The 17,732-nt window shown below is 41.7% G+C and carries 13 protein-coding genes; 7 read left to right on the forward strand and 6 right to left on the reverse strand.

Annotation, left to right across the window (positions count from 1 at the left end):
* Nucleotides 1-24: 24 nt before the first annotated feature.
* The 3 genes from AC3IRT_RS11505 to AC3IRT_RS11515 form a co-directional block, all read right to left on the reverse strand.
* Complete coding sequence (locus AC3IRT_RS11505; protein WP_489393393.1) at nt 25-3,030, reverse strand: SusC/RagA family TonB-linked outer membrane protein; 3,006 nt, start codon at nt 3,028-3,030, stop codon at nt 25-27.
* 319 nt (nt 3,031-3,349) lie between these two features.
* Nucleotides 3,350-7,774, reverse strand: coding sequence for a chemotaxis protein CheB (locus AC3IRT_RS11510; RefSeq protein WP_489393394.1), 4,425 nt, complete (start codon nt 7,772-7,774; stop codon nt 3,350-3,352).
* A gap of 13 nt (nt 7,775-7,787) precedes the next feature.
* Entirely contained in the window at nt 7,788-9,281 is a 1,494-nt protein-coding gene (locus tag AC3IRT_RS11515; protein WP_489393395.1) for a GAF domain-containing protein, read from the reverse strand.
* A 230-nt stretch (nt 9,282-9,511) separates the two neighbouring features.
* Here AC3IRT_RS11515 and AC3IRT_RS11520 point away from each other — a divergent pair, with 230 nt between their 5' ends.
* Both AC3IRT_RS11520 and AC3IRT_RS11525 read left to right on the forward strand, forming a co-directional pair.
* Nucleotides 9,512-10,564, forward strand: coding sequence for an acyltransferase family protein (locus tag AC3IRT_RS11520; protein ID WP_489393396.1), 1,053 nt, complete (start codon nt 9,512-9,514; stop codon nt 10,562-10,564).
* 46 nt (nt 10,565-10,610) lie between these two features.
* Nucleotides 10,611-11,099 carry a hypothetical protein gene (locus tag AC3IRT_RS11525; protein WP_489393397.1) on the forward strand — a complete coding sequence of 163 codons (489 nt, stop codon included), beginning with the start codon at nt 10,611-10,613 and terminating at the stop codon, nt 11,097-11,099.
* Here the strand turns inward: AC3IRT_RS11525 and AC3IRT_RS11530 are convergent.
* A complete protein-coding gene (locus tag AC3IRT_RS11530) occupies nt 11,096-12,211 on the reverse strand; it encodes an aldo/keto reductase (protein WP_489393398.1) in 1,116 nt (371 codons plus the stop codon). The genes AC3IRT_RS11525 and AC3IRT_RS11530 overlap by 4 nt on opposite strands.
* 181 nt (nt 12,212-12,392) lie before the next feature.
* Here AC3IRT_RS11530 and AC3IRT_RS11535 point away from each other — a divergent pair, with 181 nt between their 5' ends.
* The 5 genes from AC3IRT_RS11535 (at nt 12,393) to AC3IRT_RS11555 (ending at nt 15,671) form a co-directional block, all read left to right on the forward strand.
* Entirely contained in the window at nt 12,393-13,286 is an 894-nt protein-coding gene (locus AC3IRT_RS11535) for a helix-turn-helix domain-containing protein (RefSeq protein ID WP_489393399.1), read from the forward strand.
* Between the two features lie 106 nt (nt 13,287-13,392).
* Entirely contained in the window at nt 13,393-13,806 is a 414-nt protein-coding gene (locus tag AC3IRT_RS11540) for a DoxX-like family protein (RefSeq protein ID WP_489393400.1), read from the forward strand.
* On the forward strand, nt 13,791-14,525 hold the full coding sequence (locus AC3IRT_RS11545) for a DUF2071 domain-containing protein (protein ID WP_489393401.1): 735 nt from the start codon (nt 13,791-13,793) through the stop codon (nt 14,523-14,525). Before AC3IRT_RS11540 ends, AC3IRT_RS11545 begins: the two co-directional genes overlap by 16 nt.
* Entirely contained in the window at nt 14,519-15,274 is a 756-nt protein-coding gene (locus tag AC3IRT_RS11550) for a class I SAM-dependent methyltransferase (RefSeq protein ID WP_489393402.1), read from the forward strand. The genes AC3IRT_RS11545 and AC3IRT_RS11550 overlap by 7 nt, the downstream gene beginning before the upstream one ends.
* On the forward strand, nt 15,258-15,671 hold the full coding sequence (locus tag AC3IRT_RS11555; RefSeq protein ID WP_489393403.1) for a hypothetical protein: 414 nt from the start codon (nt 15,258-15,260) through the stop codon (nt 15,669-15,671). The genes AC3IRT_RS11550 and AC3IRT_RS11555 overlap by 17 nt, the downstream gene beginning before the upstream one ends.
* Nucleotides 15,672-15,908: 237 nt before the next feature.
* On the opposite strand, the gene AC3IRT_RS11560 is transcribed toward AC3IRT_RS11555, so the two are convergent.
* The gene (locus AC3IRT_RS11560) at nt 15,909-17,420 is read right to left on the reverse strand and encodes a hypothetical protein (RefSeq protein ID WP_489393404.1); all 1,512 of its coding nucleotides are present in this window, start codon (nt 17,418-17,420) and stop codon (nt 15,909-15,911) included.
* Between the two features lie 17 nt (nt 17,421-17,437).
* On the reverse strand, nt 17,438-17,611 hold the full coding sequence (locus tag AC3IRT_RS11565) for a hypothetical protein (protein ID WP_489393405.1): 174 nt from the start codon (nt 17,609-17,611) through the stop codon (nt 17,438-17,440).
* Between the last annotated feature and the right edge of the window lie 121 nt (nt 17,612-17,732).

A 17,732-nucleotide genomic window follows, 5' to 3' on the forward strand; every position in this document is an offset into this window, starting at 1 on the left:
ATAGAATAATTTGACTTTAGGCAATTAGAATCCAATATTTAATCCAAACAAAAATGAACGCGTGTTCGGAAAAGGACCTCTACCATCGATCCCTGGAGCTAAACCAGTGTCGTTAACGTAATCTGGATCATTACCAGAATACTTTGTAAATAAAGCAAGGTTAGTTCCCGTAGCATACACGCGTAAATTACGAATACGCTCACTGTTCAATTTGAAAGTATAGCCTAGCGTTAGTTCGTCCAACTTAAGATGTGAACCACTTTCTAGGTAATAATCAGAATAAACATAGCCACCTTTCAGTAGTTCACCATGTCTATCGAAAGTATCGTTCAAAACATTGTTTGGCAATGTCACACGATTCCCATAAGCCAAGTTCATTGTATTCAAGATGTCGTAATCAAACCGACCACGGAAGAATGCTCTAAAATCGAAATTGCGGTAAGTAACCACAGAGTTGAATGAAAAGTGATATTTAGGTACACCATTTCCAATAATCGCTAAATCATTATTTGCGAAATCTGAACTACTTGGATTAATTTGCCCGTTAGGTACAGCTTCTCCTGCTCTGTTGAAAAACAGCCAATCACCATCGTCAGAGAATCCTGCAAAACGTCTTCCATAGAAATCACCTATTCTAGAACCTTCAAATGTACGAATGGCGTCACCTAAGGCTCCGAATCCACCAATGTTTCCGAAAGTTCGCGAATCTGCCTTGTACGTATCATTAGAGAATGAAGTCAATTTGTTTCTATTGGTACTACCGATAATGTCTACTGACCATGTGACATTCTCATTACGCACAGGTACTAAGTTCAACGTTAATTCGACACCATTAGAAGCTATCGTACCCACATTCGTAAAGATATTATCCAGAATTAGGGATGGCTGCTGTGATGTGTAGCTTCCTAACAAATCTTTGGTAACACGACGATATACGTCAATCGCACCACCTACGCGTCCTTCTAACAAGGAGAAGTCAACCCCTGCGTTATATTCCGTTTTTGTTTCCCAACGTAAATCCGGGTTCGGATTTCTATTTGGACCATACGTCTGACGCCATACGTTATCTGGATAGATGTAATTGTTACCCGTGCCTAAAGTAACTAATGAATTGTAATTACCAATATCTTGGTTACCTGTCACACCATAGCTGGCACGCAGCTTCAAATCGTTCACCCAAGATACCTCTTGCATGAAATCTTCTTGACTAATATTCCAAGCAGCTCCGACAGCTCCGAAGTTACCCCATTTGTTATTGGCCCCAAAACGAGATGAACCATCTCTACGAAACGTACCTTGGAAACTATACTTTCCATCGAAGGAGTAGATCACCCGACCAAGAAAACCGATAATCTTATTATCGTTTTTAAAACTGCCCATTCCGGCAAAACCTTGGGTCAATGCATTACCTGCATTTAAGTTATTTTCTTCGAAGATGTCATTTTGAAAACCTCTATTATTAGCATTAAATCCTTGGTTGACATCATAACGGTAACTATAACCAGCTACTGCATTTACCGAGTGTACATCATTAATGATACGATTGAATGAGATCGTTGGCTCTACAGCGTAATTAAACCGTAATTCGCTAGATTGCGAACCGTAGCCTAATAATCCTCTATCATTTTTGAATGATGGTTCAGAAGCTAATGTTGCATAGTAACCATCATTCCAACCGTTACGTTGCACCGATCCAAATACATTAAATCTCAAGTCCTTGATGATCTCGTAACCAACCGTACCAGATATGGTCGTGGTTTGTTGCTGGCGCCTGCTTTGTTCTTCCTGAAGACGGGCTACTTCATTGGTACTGGTTTGGTCATAGAACCAAGTGCCATTTTCATTTTTTATAGGCAATGTCGGGTTTCTAGTGTATGCCCATTCCCATCCGCCGCCACCTAATAAATTCGCGTTGTTGAAATTTGTGACTAAATCAATTTGAGTAGTTAGTTTATTATCTAAACCTTTACCATTAAAGTTGGCACGAATACCATACTCTGTACGTCCATTTTCTCTAGCTATACTCTGCAAATCTCTAAAGTAAGTGCTCGCGCGAAAACTATTATTTTCACCACCACCAGACATGGCGAGGGTGTGATACTGACTAAAGTTATTACTTCTAGTCAATTCATCAACGGCGTTGATACTAGAGCCAAAGTCCTGTGTTGGCTGTATAATACCTTCTGCAATCTTCTGACGGTATTGATCGGCATTCATAAAGTCAGGCTTACGTTGCAATATGTCTTTACTAGCGTAAGTAGCATAATCAAACCTTGTCTTACCTGGTACACCTTTTTTGGTCGTCACCAAGATAACACCACCGTTAGCCTGTGTACCATAAATCGCAGCTGCTGATCCATCTTTCAAGACGGTCATGGATTCAATATCTTCCTGCTGCAATAAATCTAAATTTCCTCCAGGAATACCATCAATAATGATCAATGGTGAATTCGTACCCGAAATAGAAGTAGCGCCACGAAGCTGAACACTTACGCCCGTGTTAGGATTGGACCCACTTCTAGTTACCTGCAAACCGGCTACTTTACCCTGCAGTAAGTCTAAGGCATTACGTGCCGCACTTTGACGGAAATCTTCTGCTTTTACGGTTGTCGATGCAGCCGTGATTTCACTCTTACGAGCCGTACCAAAACCTACAACTACGACCTCATCCATACTGCGATTGTCAGTACGCAATACCACTTGAATACGAGAGGAGCTGCCAACTCTCACTTCTTGAGATTGGAAAGCGATGTAGCTAAATTGCAATACATCGTTGGTAGCTGCCTGAATCGTGAAATTACCATTATCATCGGTTACAGCAGCGGTATTGCTTCCTTTTATGCGAACAGTTACGCCTACTAAAGGCGATTGATCCGTAGCACTACTGACCACACCACTTATGTTGCGCGACTGAGCAAATAACGTGTGAATACCCGTAGTAAATAACATGAGCAGCGTTAGAAACGCGCTTACCAGTAGCCTAGAGTGCATTCGACCCTGACTACGCAATAAATTGTGTAGTTTATTCATTATTGATGTGATTGGTTTAATTTGGTTAGAAATACTTGAACGATAGCCAAGCATTTGATTCCAGTAAAATGTTAAAACGTTTTAGTTGGTGTAGACTTAATTCATAGGCAAATTCATTGGTTATTAGGTTGATGTTAATAATCCCGTATTAGTTAAGGGTAAATTTAACGGATAATGGAAGACGAACTTGTGAATGAATTCCCAATGGAATGTTAATGAATTGTTAACCTATATAGATGTAGTAATCCAAGATTAACCCTTTTTTCCTTATCAGAGCCATTTGAGAGATGGCTCTGATAAGGATCTGCATTATAAATTGTTACGCAACTGGTAATGTAAACCAGAATGTCGATCCTTGCCCTTCTTCACTTTGCAGACCGATGTTGCCACCGTGGCGTTCGATGATATCTTTACAAATGAACAGGCCTAGACCTAAACCGGAGTAATTATTTGATTCTTCCGCACGAAAAAACCGGTCGAACACATAACTCTGTTTATCTTTCGGAATCCCAATACCACTATCTTTAACCGATACATAGACCTTGTGCTCATCCTGTAACAGGAGTTGCACTTCCACCTCTTTTGAGTCTGGAGAATACTTGATGGCATTAGAAAGGAAATTACTCAGCACCTGCTCAATACGATATTGATCGGCCTTTACGATGATACTCTCTGTCGAATGCACTTGGATATGCAGGGAATGATCTTCTGCTTGTAATCCACTTACCAAATCGGCTAGCAATTCGGCGATATTAAACTCGCTGTAATTCAATTGCAGCTTGCCCGCATGGATTTTGGTTACATCCAACAAATCATTAATCAGAAAGGTCAATTTATCGGTTTGCTTCAAGCTTCTGCCTACAAATTCTTCGATGGTAGGTTTGGGTTTATCTAGCGTGATGTAGCGTGAAGCGATTTGCAGCATCCCTTTGAGACTGGTGAGCGGTGTCTTCAATTCATGGCTTGCAATACTCATAAATTCATCTTTGCGATGCATGAGATCTTTGGTCGCTAGTTGCGCTTTTACCAGTTCGGATACCTCAAAACCAAAGAAAGCCACGCCATCAATTTCTTCTTTCTCGTTGAAGACCGGCGTAAAAAGGTAGTCTAAATAGGCCTTCCCTATTTCTTGACCTACGCAATCATATTTACTGATAGGCAGCGCTTTGCCCGATACCGCTATCCCTTCTTTTAAAATTTTGGAATCCGCCTCATACAGTTGCGTATCCACTCCTTTTTCGTGCGCATCCATCGTGGTTAAGCCGTCAAACGACACATCTTCATAAAATTGATCAAAGGCGGTATTGGTATATTCGTACGTGAGCTTATCACCGCGACGAATGGAAATCAATGCCGGAACGTGAGCAAAAAGTTCATAAAATTCTTTTTGCTGCCGCAGCACATAGCTTTGTAGCTCTTGCTTATCATGCTCTGCTTCTTTTACGCGCGTAACATCGATCACAGAGCCGACCATACGATAAGGTACACCATTGGAGTCCAATTGTATACTGCCCCGATCTAACACTTCGACGTAATTCCCATCTGCTTTGGCAAACCGATATTCGGCAGACCAATTCTCTTCTTGTTCATTAATGGATTTATGAACACTTTGCTGTACGCGCTGCCGATCATCCGGATGAATCTGCTCATACCAGAAGCCCGTGCTATCTGTATGCGCGTTGCGCTCAAAACCAAACATGCTTTCTAAGTTGTGATTGCGCCAAATAACATTATTCACCAAATCCCAATCCCAGATAATATCGTTGGTAGCCATAGACACCAAATTGAAGCGGTTCTCACTCTCTGCCAAGCTAGACGTACGTTCTCTAACGCGATGCTCCAATTGATTGTTTAGTTCCTTCAATGACTCACGCGTATGCACTAATTCATTAAAGTTCTTTTTCAGACTTTGTTCATTCTTCTTACGTTCGGTCACATCGGTGTACGTCACGGCCAACAGATCGCTCATCATGGATGCGCTGACGATGTACCAGTTTTCATTATTAAGCTGCACCTCGGTCTCTAAATGATCTCCATTAGCATAAATGCTTTTAAAGCTGTCCATCAGGTTGCTATCTGTAAGATCCGACAGTTGTGTCTTAAGCTTCAAACCAGATAAAGAATCTTCCGGTCTACTGGAGATGGCAATTGCTGTTTTATTGGCAGCGAGACATTCGAAATCAATGATTTTTTCTGCCCCAGAACGGATTGGTTTAAAGACTAGGATAGCACTGAGACTCGCACGAAATACAGCAGCGATCGTATTATTTTGCTCGTTCAGCGTCGTGATATCGATGAAGGTAATCACGATACCGTCTTTCTTACCGTCTACACGTGTGTACGGCAAGATGCGCATCAAGCACATTCTATCGTTACTGAGCGCAATCTCTTTCTCCGTCACATAATCCGAATGAGCAAGCGCGTCTTGTATATCTTGAAGGAACTGATCGTACTTTATATTATTAGAAATATGACTTATTGGCCGACCGATATCGGCTTCTATTAGATTGACCATCTCGACGGCCGCCGGATTGAACTTGCGGATTTGTCCGTTTTTACCTAGAAAGATCTGGCCGATATCGACACTTTTGAAATAATTGTTGAGGTCATCATTGAGCTCAATAAGTTCCGTTATTTTTTGCTGATGCTCTGCATTTAGCGTATGTAATTCCTCGTTCAAAGATTGCAATTCTTCATTACCAGACTGCAATTCTTCATTGGCCGAAATCAACTCTTCATTACTAGATTGCAATTCTTCGTTGGTGGTTTCCATTTCCTCCATCGCGATCTGCAAATTGCTCCTAGTTTCATTAAGCTCATTTTCTAGCTCAGCCAAATAGCCAGTTTGCTGTTCACTAGCGTCTATCGGCACCATGTACTGCGGTGCAGCTACTTCTGCCTCAATTTCTTTGAAAACCACCAAGGTATAAGGTTGTGTTACCTCATCACTGGGCGGACTGACATCTATATTGACGAATACTTCTTCTTTGCCTTTGCGTACTCGAACACGTTTCAACGATTCCGGTTTATTTTCCTTCCAGACGGATCGAACCGTGTTACTCAACATAAAAGATAATTCCCTAGAAACCATCTTTAATAAGTTGACTTCAAATTTCTTATCTGGCAGCGACAAAAATCGCCGGTAATCTCCCACCGTATCCCGCACTTCAAAGTTGCGATCAATAAATACGCCTACATAACCATATTGGGAGACTAGAAATCGTTGCAATTGTTCCTCGGCAGATACTTTCACCTTTTGTCTAAGCTGCATCGCGAACCGACCCGTGAGATCGATGCGGCCGCCATTGGCAAATTCATTTGGTCGCGGAATCACCCCGCTTTTGCGATATATCTTCCACTTGCTACTGATCTCGGTAACACCATCCCGTATTGGCGCGATCGTTTCGCTAGGCCCGAGGAAGAGAAACCCTGCATTATTTAAAGAATAATGAAAGGTGGTTAATATCTTCTGTTGCAAGATGTTATTCATATAAATAAGCATATTGCGACAGCAGATCAAATCATTTTTGATAAAAGGCGGGCTTTTAATGACATTATGCTTCGCAAATACCACCTGCTTGCGTATGTGAGGAACGACAGAGATACGCTTACCATCACGTATGAAATACTCTTCCAGAATATGATCGGGAATAAATTTTACAAACGACTCTGGGTAATTATTTTTAGAAGCGATTTCTAGGCTGGCATCATCGATATCAGAGGCAAATATTTTGACTTCGATATGCTTGTCGATCGTTTGCAAATATTGATCGATCAGGATGGCGATCGAATACACCTCTTCACCTGTACTACAAGCGCACACCCATACTTTTAAGGCATCCCCATCGTCTTTTCGGGCAATGATTTCGGGAATCACCTTATTTTTCACGATCCGAAAAGCGGCCTCATCGCGAAAGAATTGGGTAACACCGATTAAGAAGTCTTTACTTAATAAAGATATTTCCTGTTTATTTTCTAATAAATAGTCGACGTATTCATTTGTCAATTCGATGTTGAGCTCCTTCATCCGGCGACCAATACGTCGAAAGATCGTAGGTGTTTTATATAACGAGAAGTCGTGTCCAGTCTGCTCGTATATCAGGTCAAAAATCTTATCCAGATATTGCTCATCAATACCGCCATTTTCTACTTCGCGAATAGGCGCAGAATTGATATGGTTTGCAATCTTATCGTACATTTCGGAGGTGGGAACTACAAAATCTACGGCACCAGATGCAATAGCATTGACAGGCATACTGTTAAACTTTGCGGTATCAGGCTGCTGCGCAATCACCAATCCGCCCTGCTCTTTAATCGCCTCTATCCCTTTTGTGCCGTCATGGCCCGTTCCCGAAAGAACAATGGCAATCGCACGCTCTTGTTTGTCTTTTGCGAGGCTAAGGAAAAAATTATCGATCGCATTATTGGGTACTTTTTCTCCTTTTTTCTCCAAATGAAGTCGGCCATCTTTTATACTGATCAACTTATCGTTAGGAATCACATAAACGTACGCTGGCTCGACCAATTGGCCTTCGGTGGCCTCGACCACTTTCATGTGTGTATGCTTCGACACTAATTCGACCAATAAACTTTTGTAATCTGAAGAGAGGTGTTGAATCAATACATAAGCCACATCTATATCCGACGGAATGCGATCAAAGAAGTTGTGGATAGCTTCTAAGCCGCCGGCAGAAGCGCCAATCGCGACGACATAAGTTGACAACGGCTGTGCAATATTTCCCATGAAAGTGTGTATGTTATGATTTGAATTCCAATAGGAAACTTCGGATAGTATTGGCGATCTGAATTTCCTGTTCATGCCAAGGTTGAGCTATTTGATTGACCGTCTCCATCCAAATTTTAAAGGAATGACGCGGGTGGTAATTCAGCCCATTATATTCAAAATTAATAGCTTGATGCGGATTGCCTCCCCACTCGATGGTTTTGACTACTTCTGGCCGAAAACACACAATATAATCTGGCGCATGAGACGCGATTGGAATGACCAACATACCACTGGCAATCTCGCTAAAACGGGCAGATTCCTCCATCACACCAGCAAGATTGTGCGTGCTGTATACTTTATCTATTTTTTTGGCCTGCAACCACAGGATCAGATTATTTAGAAAATTGCTATCGGGCACTAGGCTGTGCGTGTACTGTTTCCTGCCACTAAAAAGCACGGATCCCGTTGCTTTGAACAACGTTAAGAGGGAGGCATCTGCTTCTTCACCAAAAAGACCTTTCGTGACCGAACCGGTATTATATATTTTATCGATAATGGCATTACGATCGGACTGCATCTGCGCGATAAATTTATACTCATTTGCATTGATGATCGAAGATATTTTATTGGAAATGACGTTAGATAGCAATCCAAAATTGGTGCTTTCGTCAAAGGTCAGATGATATGGGGAGGTGTGATTACACGAAATCAAACCCCAGAGTTTACCATTATGAATTACTCGAATTGACATGGATCCGATCATCTTCATATTCTTCATGTACTCGCGGTGAACATCTGCAACGCCGCGAAGATGACATGGAGAGAGATCTGTAAAGCTATTGGTAAGCGGGTTGATTACTGGAAAAAGACGAGCCGGTGTATAGGTACGGTCAGGTATTAATCGTAGCGGATTTTTCAAATAAAGATCACGTGCTTGTTTCGGCACATCCGACGCCGGAAAGGTAACGCCAAGATAATTTTCTAATCCATTGCTTTTTTGCTCAGAGATGACAGTGCCATTCCAATCCTCATCGAATTGGTACATCATCACACCATCAATACCCAACATTTGTTTGAGTTCCGACACGATTAAATCACACACTTCGGAAAGGCTATTGATATTCTCCATGGCTGCCACAAGGTTTTTAATGCCTTGCAATCCGTCAGACATGTGTTTATTAGGTGCTTTTTCCTGAAGCTCGACAATCAAGTGATCCTCTTTTTCGTGTACTAATGCATAATACGTTTTCGAAGCTATGGGCAAAGTATAGGTATCCCTTTTGCCAACTTGCGAAGCGAATGACTCTCTCATCTGTTCCTCCGAGTGGCCGCAAAGGTCACAAAAACTCTTTCCGATAATGTCTTTATGATCTATATTTATTTGATCCGCTGTGTTTGTAGTAGTCTGAACAATGGTATACCGCTCCTTATCCATCACGATGATCACTCCATAAGGTTGAATCGTGTTAATGTGGTGTATAGGTAAGGCTCCACAAAATTCGGAGTCGAAATTTTTCTTATGCATTTAGTGTGAAGCGCTAAAATTCTCAAATATATAGCAAGGTAAGAAAATAAAATTATTTTGTGCGTTTAGCCACCGTACTACTCCTTTATATCGCATTCTCATCCTGCATTTTTAATCTTTTATTATATTTGACCAGTACCTAGTCTTTCGAGTAGCACAGCCGTTCAGTCAGTAAGCTACACCCAATAACAATTCTAATGCCGCTTTGTGAGGGAGTGATAAACATATTTATGCAAAAACAGCATTTTCTAGCCTTAGATGGATTACGCGGCTTGGCTGCCATAGCCATCGTGGTGTTTCATTTTATGGAGTGGATATTCCCACAATTTGAAGACAATTTTATTGGTCATGGTTTTCTTGCCGTCGATTTCTTTTTCTGCCTATCTGGTTTTGTTATGGGGTACGCGTACGACGATCGGTTGAAGACGATGAGTTTAGGTAGATTCTTCGCTTTGCGACTCATCCGATTGCAACCTTTGGTGGCTATCGGATCCGTGTTGGGTTTGATTGGTTTGCTATGGGCACCTTATAGTACAGCAGATGCCGGCGGTACCATGCAGCTTGTAAAGCTTTTTATCTATTCTATCTTGCTTGTCCCTTATCCGGTATTGGAAGAGAAGGCGTTTAACCTGTTCAGCTTGAATGCGCCAGCTTGGTCTTTGTTCTGGGAATATGTGGCCAATGTGGTGTATGCTCTTGTCCTAGTACGAGTTACCGTCAAACATCTTGTGGCCATGGCAGCCGTAGCAGCGGTGGCCTTGGTTTATGTCAGTTATTCATACGGCAATCTGGCTGGCGGATGGAGTATAGATAATTGGGAAGTGGGTGGAATACGCCTTGCCTATTCGTTTTGCACCGGATTATTTATTTACCGAAAGCGATGGATTATTAGCAATCGATTCGGTTTTCTTCTTCCTGTTTTATTATTAAGTTTTGCCTTATTCATGCCTTTTACGGCATTCAACTGGTTGATCGAATCATTGATTGTACTTTTACTCTTTCCGTTTATTGTGGCATTGAGTGCGGGCACGGCCACACCAAAATCTGTGCAACCACTAAGTGCTTTTCTGGGTGCGATCTCCTATCCGCTTTACATGACGCACTATGCCGCTATCTGGATTTTTGGCGATTATTTACAGAGCGAGGCATTCCAAGAAGATCATCTGCCTTTTGTAGTAATTGGCGGCAGCCTCGGGTTACTGCTTTTTGCCTACATCATCATGAAAGCAATCGATATCCCCGTCAGAAAATATTTAACGAAGCGTTACCTTCGGATCACTTAAACTTTTCGTCTTACTATTTTACGTCTATAGTTCTTACCTTTGTACTATGAAGAAAATGTTCAATAGTGTGGTGGAGCTGCTCCCAACGATGATGGATTCTTTCCTAAATAGATCGATGTACGACCTATTGGAAGAGGGAGATATTATATCTTTTATGCCTATCGAAGATAAGGATACGGCACAAGATTTCGTAGCGAAGACCAACCAGCTTTTGGCAGATTATTTCGACGTGCATGATGAACTTTGCTACGCTGAAGACAGCTATTTGGACAAGGAAGATAATCCTATTTTCTTCTGGAAAGATTACCTCAGTTGCTTTTACACCTTCAAGTTGGTGGATGAAGATCCGGCCGATAAAGATTTGATCGGTTCTCGATTTGGATTATTTGAAATCGTAGAAATTGCCTATATAAATGAAGTCAACAAGCGTATCAAGCAACGTAGACTGAATGGTATTCGACTTGAGTACAAAGTAAAAGCGACCCCAATGGATAGAAATAACCATTGGAATCGCACGTACGACAAAGAATTTTAGGCGAACCGATCTCCACGAATTCTTATAGCAGATAAATCTGCTGTCAACTTGGATAATTCTTCGCTAGTAAATTCATAATTAGCCGCCCATAGATTTTCTTGCAGATGCGCCAGCTTGGTCGTTCCTGGTATGGGAACAATAAACGGTTTTTGCGCCAGCAACCAAGCCAAAGCTACTTGGGCAATGCTCAATCCGCGATGATCGCCAAATTCTTTCAGCACATCCAGCATCGGCCAGTTGGCAATAATTGCCTCCGGCTGATAACGCGGTAAAGTTGTTCGGTTGTCATTGGTGCCGATGTATTTCGTACGCTCATTGATGTATCCTGTGATCAAACCGCGACTCAGCGGACTATAGGGCACGAAGCCAATTTTCAACTCTTCACACAGCGCCAGCACCTCACTCTCCGGTTCTCGTGTCATCGTAGAATATTCGCTTTGTATCGCCGTAATCGGCTGCACTGCATGCGCTCTGCGAATCTGTGCCAAGCCATCTTTGATCAGACTAAAATCTGTTTCGCTCATACCAAAATGCTTCACCTTGCCTTCTGCGATCAAATCTTTGACCGTGCCAGCAACATCCTCCACAGGTACCGCAGGATCTAGTCGATGTTGATACAATAAATCTATGTAATCGGTCTGTAATCGTTTCAGCGATTCTTCGACCACTTGCCTAATTCGCGCTGGACGACTATCTAATCCTACCTGTGGTTTCCCCTCCTTAAAACCAAACTTCGTAGCCAAGATAATGTCTTTACGAATCGGTTTTAGCGCCTCTCCTACCAAAGATTCATTGGCAAATGGGCCATATGCTTCTGCCGTATCAAAGAAATTCAAACCCAAATCGAATCCTTGGCGGATGACCGAAATCATGGATTTTTGATCCGGCACAAAACTGCGATGATAACTCATACCCATGCAGCCCAAACCGATGGCAGACACTTCCAGACTATGTTGTCCGAAGCCCAGCGTACGCCGGCTTACCGCCGAAATTGAATTTTTATCTATAGCGCGTCTCGGATCTGCCTGACAGCTAGACGCGGTTGTTATTGTTCCTAATGCCACGGCTGAACTAGCTACCGCACCTGCTGTCAAAAACTTTCTTCTATTCATATTTGTATTTTCCATCGTAAAATAGCTTACCATGATATAAGTAAAACCTAAAGTTCGGAAACTTATGACCCTAATATGGTGTACGAATTACTGGAATAGTTACCTATATTACTGATTGTTAGCTCCGGCCTGCATCGCTTACGTTTAATGTATTACATTCGTATTATTAAAACCTTTGGCAATGGAAGATATACAGCATTTTGACTCGGTCACTCAATACAATGCATTCAACAATAATAGCACCATGCACCCGTTGGTGAGCATTGTGCATCTTGATAAAGCTGATCCGCGCCACAATCGAAAGCTTCGTTATGCTTTTTACACGGTATTTCTGAAGAAGATCCACTGCGGCGATTTGCGGTATGGATTAGCGAACTATGATTATGAAGAAGGATCGTTGATATTTCTAGCGCCCGGACAGGTGATTGGCCAATACAGCGATGATTATTATCAGCCGCAAGGATTGGCGCTCGTGTTTCACCCCGATTTATTGGTTGGCACCACGCTTGCCAAACAGATAGATCAATACCACTTTTTCTCGTACCGAGTACATGAGGCGCTGCATCTTTCGGAGGCAGAGCGCAAGGTAATCGGAGATTGTTTTGCGAATATTGAATATGAATTGGAGCACGCCATTGATAAGCACAGCAAGCAGCTAATCATATCCAATATTGAATTATTCTTAAATTATTGTACTCGCTTTTATGATCGGCAGTTTATCACTCGTGAAAACGTAAACAAGGGCATCTTAGCGCAATTTGAGCAAGAGCTCAACGATTATTTCACTGCCGATTTTCCGCAGGAATATGGCCTTCCGGCAGTAGCTTATTTTGCGGAGAAGCTACATATGTCGCCCAATTATTTTGGTGATCTAATTAAGAAAGAAACGGGTAAATCGGCGCAGGAATATATTCAGAATAAGCTCATGGATATGGCCAAAAGGAAGATGCACGATCCTGAAAAATCGATCCAATTGATCTCGTCGGAGTTGGGTTTCAAATATCCACAGCATTTCACGCGCCTATTCAAAAAACGTATTGGCGCTACGCCGAATGCCTACCGCAAAACGCTTTAGATAGTTTTCCAAATTCCCTTTCAAGCGAATTGCACAGTTCATGTGTTTTCATTAGCTTTAAATCGATCTTCGGCAAGATTTTGCGGAAATATCGGTTACAGCTTCTATGACTACCGTGATAAAACTTTCGTTACATACTATTCTAACGTATTTAATTGCGGCCGTCTGGCTAGTGAATGGTTTGGTTTGCAAGGTGCTTAATCTCGTACCTCGGCACGAAGAGATTGTGGCAACTATTTTAGGAACTACCTACTCCAGAGAATTGACACTTTTCATCGGTTTTGCTGAAATCTTGATGGCGATCTGGATCTTCTCTGGCCTTCTCACACGACTAAACGCGATTACACAAATCTCTATTGTTTTGCTCATGAATGTGCTCGAGGTTATACTCGTTTCCCACCTATTGCTTTGGGGCTTCATGAATCTCTTATTTGCGACGCTATTTTGCGGGATAATCTATTATTGGGAGTTTATTTTGGCTAACAAGTTTAAAAAGAAAAGTAGATGTTCGATCGCTTAAAAAACCATCCGTTTGCTGTCAAGGCTTATTTTGACGAATCGTTAGTCGTGACTTTTGCTGTCCCGAAAGAGCAATTGCGACCTCTCATCCCTGACAGCTTGGAGTTGGATACCTACCAAGATAAATGGGCCTTTATTGCGGTAGCATTAGTACAAACATCGAATCTGCGGCCGGCTATATTACCGGCCTGGCTGGGGCAAGATTTCTTTCTGATTGGCTATCGTATTTTCGTACGGTACACCAATCTAGCTGGCAAATGCTTGCGAGGTTTATATATCTTGAGGTCAGAAACTGACAAACGTAAGATGAGTTTCTTAGGCAATATCTTCACCCATTATCATTACAAACATATTGACCTAAATAAATCCTTTTCAGGCGCAAAACAAACTATCCATTCTGATAAAGCTGGCTTTAGTTTATCTTGGAATGCCGATGCAGGGCAACAGACTATTCCGGTCGGATCTCCTTTTGATAACTGGAACGACGCTAGAAAATTTGCAGGCCCACTACCGTATACCTTCGGTTACGATGCTGCAAAAAAATCCATGCTGATTGTACAAGGGCAAAGGCAAGACTGGACGCCGCAACCGATTGAGATCACTCAGTGTGAAGTCGGTTTTATAGATCATTTAAAGTTTGATAATGTGGTTTTGGCAAGTGCATTTCGAATCACGAACGTATCTTATAAATGGAATAAAGGCAAAATCGAACAATGGTAGTACATCGTAGCAAACTTCAAGGACTCTGGAACATTATCAGGTTCAATTGGCATTTTTACGCATTTGCTATCGCAATATTCATCGTTTCCATTGTGATCGCCTGTTGGTCGAATCATTTATGGAGCATTATCCTCTACGGAATTGCGTTATTAGGATCAATCAATCTATCCATATCTTTGCTCGTATCGTCTTATGTGTACGATCACTCTGATCTGTACGGACTTCCATTTTTGCCAGAAATGAAAGGTGGAAACGTACTGAATGTACATGCCGGATTTGATGAAATTAGCACTATTCTGGCGAAGAAATATCCTATAAATCCCCTAAGTAATGTAGATTTTTTCGACCTTAAAAAACACACTGAAATCTCTATCCGTAGAGCCCGGAAAGCTTATCCACCTTGCGCATCGACCATACAGATAGATACTGACAATCTTCCTTTTGCTGATCAGTCATTTGACCGCATCATCATTTTCCTATCGGCACATGAAATAAGGAACGCGGAAGAACGTATCCGATTTTTTCAAGAACTGCAACGCGTTTGCAAATCAACTGGAAAAATCTACATTACAGAACACCTGCGCGACGCAACCAACTTCGCCGTATATACTTTTGGTGCTTTCCATTTTTACTCTCGCAAAACATGGCTCACCTGCTTCCATCAGACTGGCTGGAGGCTCACAAAAGAAATAAAAACTACCCCATTTATCACCACTTTTGAGTTATCATCGAATGGAACATCATATTAGAGTAGCTGGCTTCTTGTCCATATCGCTTGCCATTATCCATGTCTTTTTCCCCACTTATTTTCAATGGAAAAAAAACTTGGAGAAATTACGTTTAATCGATCGGCAGATTATGCTGGTGCACACCTTCTTCATCGCTCTGATCATCTTACTGACAGGTGTATTATCCGTCAGTTCTGCCACCGCACTACACCATACTGCTCTGGGGCATCAGGTTACATTAGGATTAGGAGTTTTCTGGTTATTGCGATTGTATTTTCAACTTTTTGTTTACTCATCGGCTCTTTGGAAAGGAAAACAATGGGAGACGGGCATACATCTCATCTTCACCGTGATTTGGATCTACATGAGCGGCGTTTATTTACTAAATGCCTATTTAGGCTTTGTCTCTACGACCTGATCTACCGCGTAGTGTGAGTATATACAAACTATCATGGATGAGAAGAAATCATCAAAAGACGAATAGCCTCGTATCCTTCAATTACACCGTCATCATTCGGAAGAACGACGCAGTTATCTTACCTAAAAGTCGATTTACAAAAAAAACAGCGATTGTTCTAGAGCAATCGCTGTTTTTTGTTGTATTAAAATTTATAGCTCTCCGCAATGTGTTTTTAAAGCACACCATTTGGAAAAATTAAGGACAAGGCACGATTTTTCTACCGTAGCCAGAACCAGTCATAAGGGTAGCTCCTTCAACACTTTGTGTAGCGACTACCGTATTATCAGAGTTCGAATTCCATGTAATCCTATTAAATGTGTTACTGTTGTTTAACGTTAATGGTTGCAAATTACCGCCAGAAGCACTCTTGCTACCTAGTAAGGAAATATCTCCCGCCGCACTGATGATCACTCGCAAAATTGGAGACGATGCACTACCAGTCATATTATATATCTCCGGAACAGTGCCATCACCCCATAATGATCCATCAGCAAATCTTACGTTGCGCGGCAAACTAGAGATACCAGATTGAAACTGTAACTCGCGTGTCGCAAGTAATGTATTATTAATACTTAAATTAAAAGAATTATCCAGACGATGAATATCAAAGGTAAAACCGTAATCCGCGGCTGGTGCGCTAAACGTTTGAGAATTACCATCACGAAGATTGAATGTAGCACCACCCGAAACAACCTCCGTACATGGACTTTGTAACTTCATCACCAAATTATACCGTGTTCCACGAGTAATTTTTAGGTTAGTGAGCGCAACATTTGCCTTGGTGATATTATTAGCGGTCAAACTGCCTACATTAAATTGAGCAGTGGTCGTATTAGGTGAACTCAACAAGGTGGGGCTTGATGTAATGCTGCGCACACCCGTACCCAAAGCTGGAAAACTTACCGCTGTCCCATTTGTTACAGCCGTACCGTAAGTAATCACGTCATTAGAAAATTTAATACTCCCATTTTGACGAACCGGACGAATAGTCGGTGTACCAACCGCTGTAATGTTTCCAGCCGTAGTAGGATCTAACTCTATTCTCGTGGTGATTTGGCTGTATTGGTGCTTAAGAGTTACATTTAGGGTATTGCTACCATGCTGCAAAACGACATCCTTACGAAAATAGAGCAGAGAGCTGCTAATATTACTCAATGTAGCTGTACTCAGGTTAGCTTTATTAGTGGGTTCGGGCAATGCAGTTGTCCCGTTTACAGAATAAGCTACGAATGTATAAGACTTGCCTGCATCAAGCACAAAACCAGTTACTGAACTTTCTTGTCCAGCTTGATAGTCCTTTTCTTGCACGAAAGCGCCGGCAGCATCATATACTAGTACTCTGTAACGCACATTAGTTGCGATCGGTGTCAAAACAGGTGCTGCACGACTTTGATCCTTTAAGCTGCCTTTGGCACTGGTATTGGTCTTGGGTGCAGCAGCTCTAGAAAGAGTAGCGACAATGCTCATATCTTCTCCGAAAGGAACAATTTGTGTTTGATCTTCTTCTCCTGCTTGTGCAATAGTTGCTGCCCGCGCAGAAGAAGCTACTTCCATATCATCATCATTTTCTTCTTCATCTTCCGCACCTAACAACTGAACCGACACGTTAGCTTCTCCATCTGCAACTTGTTCTCTTTCTTGCTTAACGCATGAAGACATTGCCAACATGGCACATAACACGAATGCGAATATATTTATCTTTTTCATCTGACTATCCATTCAAATTACCAAACAATTGTACGATTATCCGTAGGATCTTCTTCCCACTCTTCCATTACTCTCTGATTACTATTAACGGGGTTGACTGTTGCAGATCCCGCTGCGATCGAATGTTCGATCTCAATCTTCGATATTGTAATGGAAAGACTCTCATATGGTCTTTTGCAAGGAATACTCATTATAAAATTTTTCTAGTTAAGATGTTTTACTTTAAATAAATCGCCAGGTATATAACCCTAAATTTGCGGCGAAATTAAGTATTTACACCTACAAATTCATGTTACAATGCCTATATTTTCA

The organism is Sphingobacterium sp. KH_072, from assembly GCF_057837975.1.

What these genes read in the sequence shown, in the direction of transcription:
- AC3IRT_RS11550 (WP_489393402.1), top strand. Translation starts at nt 14,519, where the DNA reads ATGGTAGTACATCGTAGCAAACTTCAAGGACTCTGGAACATTATCAGG.
- AC3IRT_RS11510 (WP_489393394.1), bottom strand. Translation starts at nt 7,774, where the DNA reads ATGGGAAATATTGCACAGCCGTTGTCAACTTATGTCGTCGCGATTGGC.
- AC3IRT_RS11560 (WP_489393404.1), bottom strand. Translation starts at nt 17,420, where the DNA reads ATGAAAAAGATAAATATATTCGCATTCGTGTTATGTGCCATGTTGGCA.
- AC3IRT_RS11540 (WP_489393400.1), top strand. Translation starts at nt 13,393, where the DNA reads ATGACTACCGTGATAAAACTTTCGTTACATACTATTCTAACGTATTTA.
- AC3IRT_RS11505 (WP_489393393.1), bottom strand. Translation starts at nt 3,030, where the DNA reads ATGAATAAACTACACAATTTATTGCGTAGTCAGGGTCGAATGCACTCT.
- AC3IRT_RS11515 (WP_489393395.1), bottom strand. Translation starts at nt 9,281, where the DNA reads ATGCATAAGAAAAATTTCGACTCCGAATTTTGTGGAGCCTTACCTATA.
- AC3IRT_RS11520 (WP_489393396.1), top strand. Translation starts at nt 9,512, where the DNA reads ATGCAAAAACAGCATTTTCTAGCCTTAGATGGATTACGCGGCTTGGCT.
- AC3IRT_RS11555 (WP_489393403.1), top strand. Translation starts at nt 15,258, where the DNA reads ATGGAACATCATATTAGAGTAGCTGGCTTCTTGTCCATATCGCTTGCC.
- AC3IRT_RS11545 (WP_489393401.1), top strand. Translation starts at nt 13,791, where the DNA reads ATGTTCGATCGCTTAAAAAACCATCCGTTTGCTGTCAAGGCTTATTTT.
- AC3IRT_RS11535 (WP_489393399.1), top strand. Translation starts at nt 12,393, where the DNA reads ATGGAAGATATACAGCATTTTGACTCGGTCACTCAATACAATGCATTC.
- AC3IRT_RS11565 (WP_489393405.1), bottom strand. Translation starts at nt 17,611, where the DNA reads ATGAGTATTCCTTGCAAAAGACCATATGAGAGTCTTTCCATTACAATA.
- AC3IRT_RS11530 (WP_489393398.1), bottom strand. Translation starts at nt 12,211, where the DNA reads ATGAATAGAAGAAAGTTTTTGACAGCAGGTGCGGTAGCTAGTTCAGCC.
- AC3IRT_RS11525 (WP_489393397.1), top strand. Translation starts at nt 10,611, where the DNA reads ATGAAGAAAATGTTCAATAGTGTGGTGGAGCTGCTCCCAACGATGATG.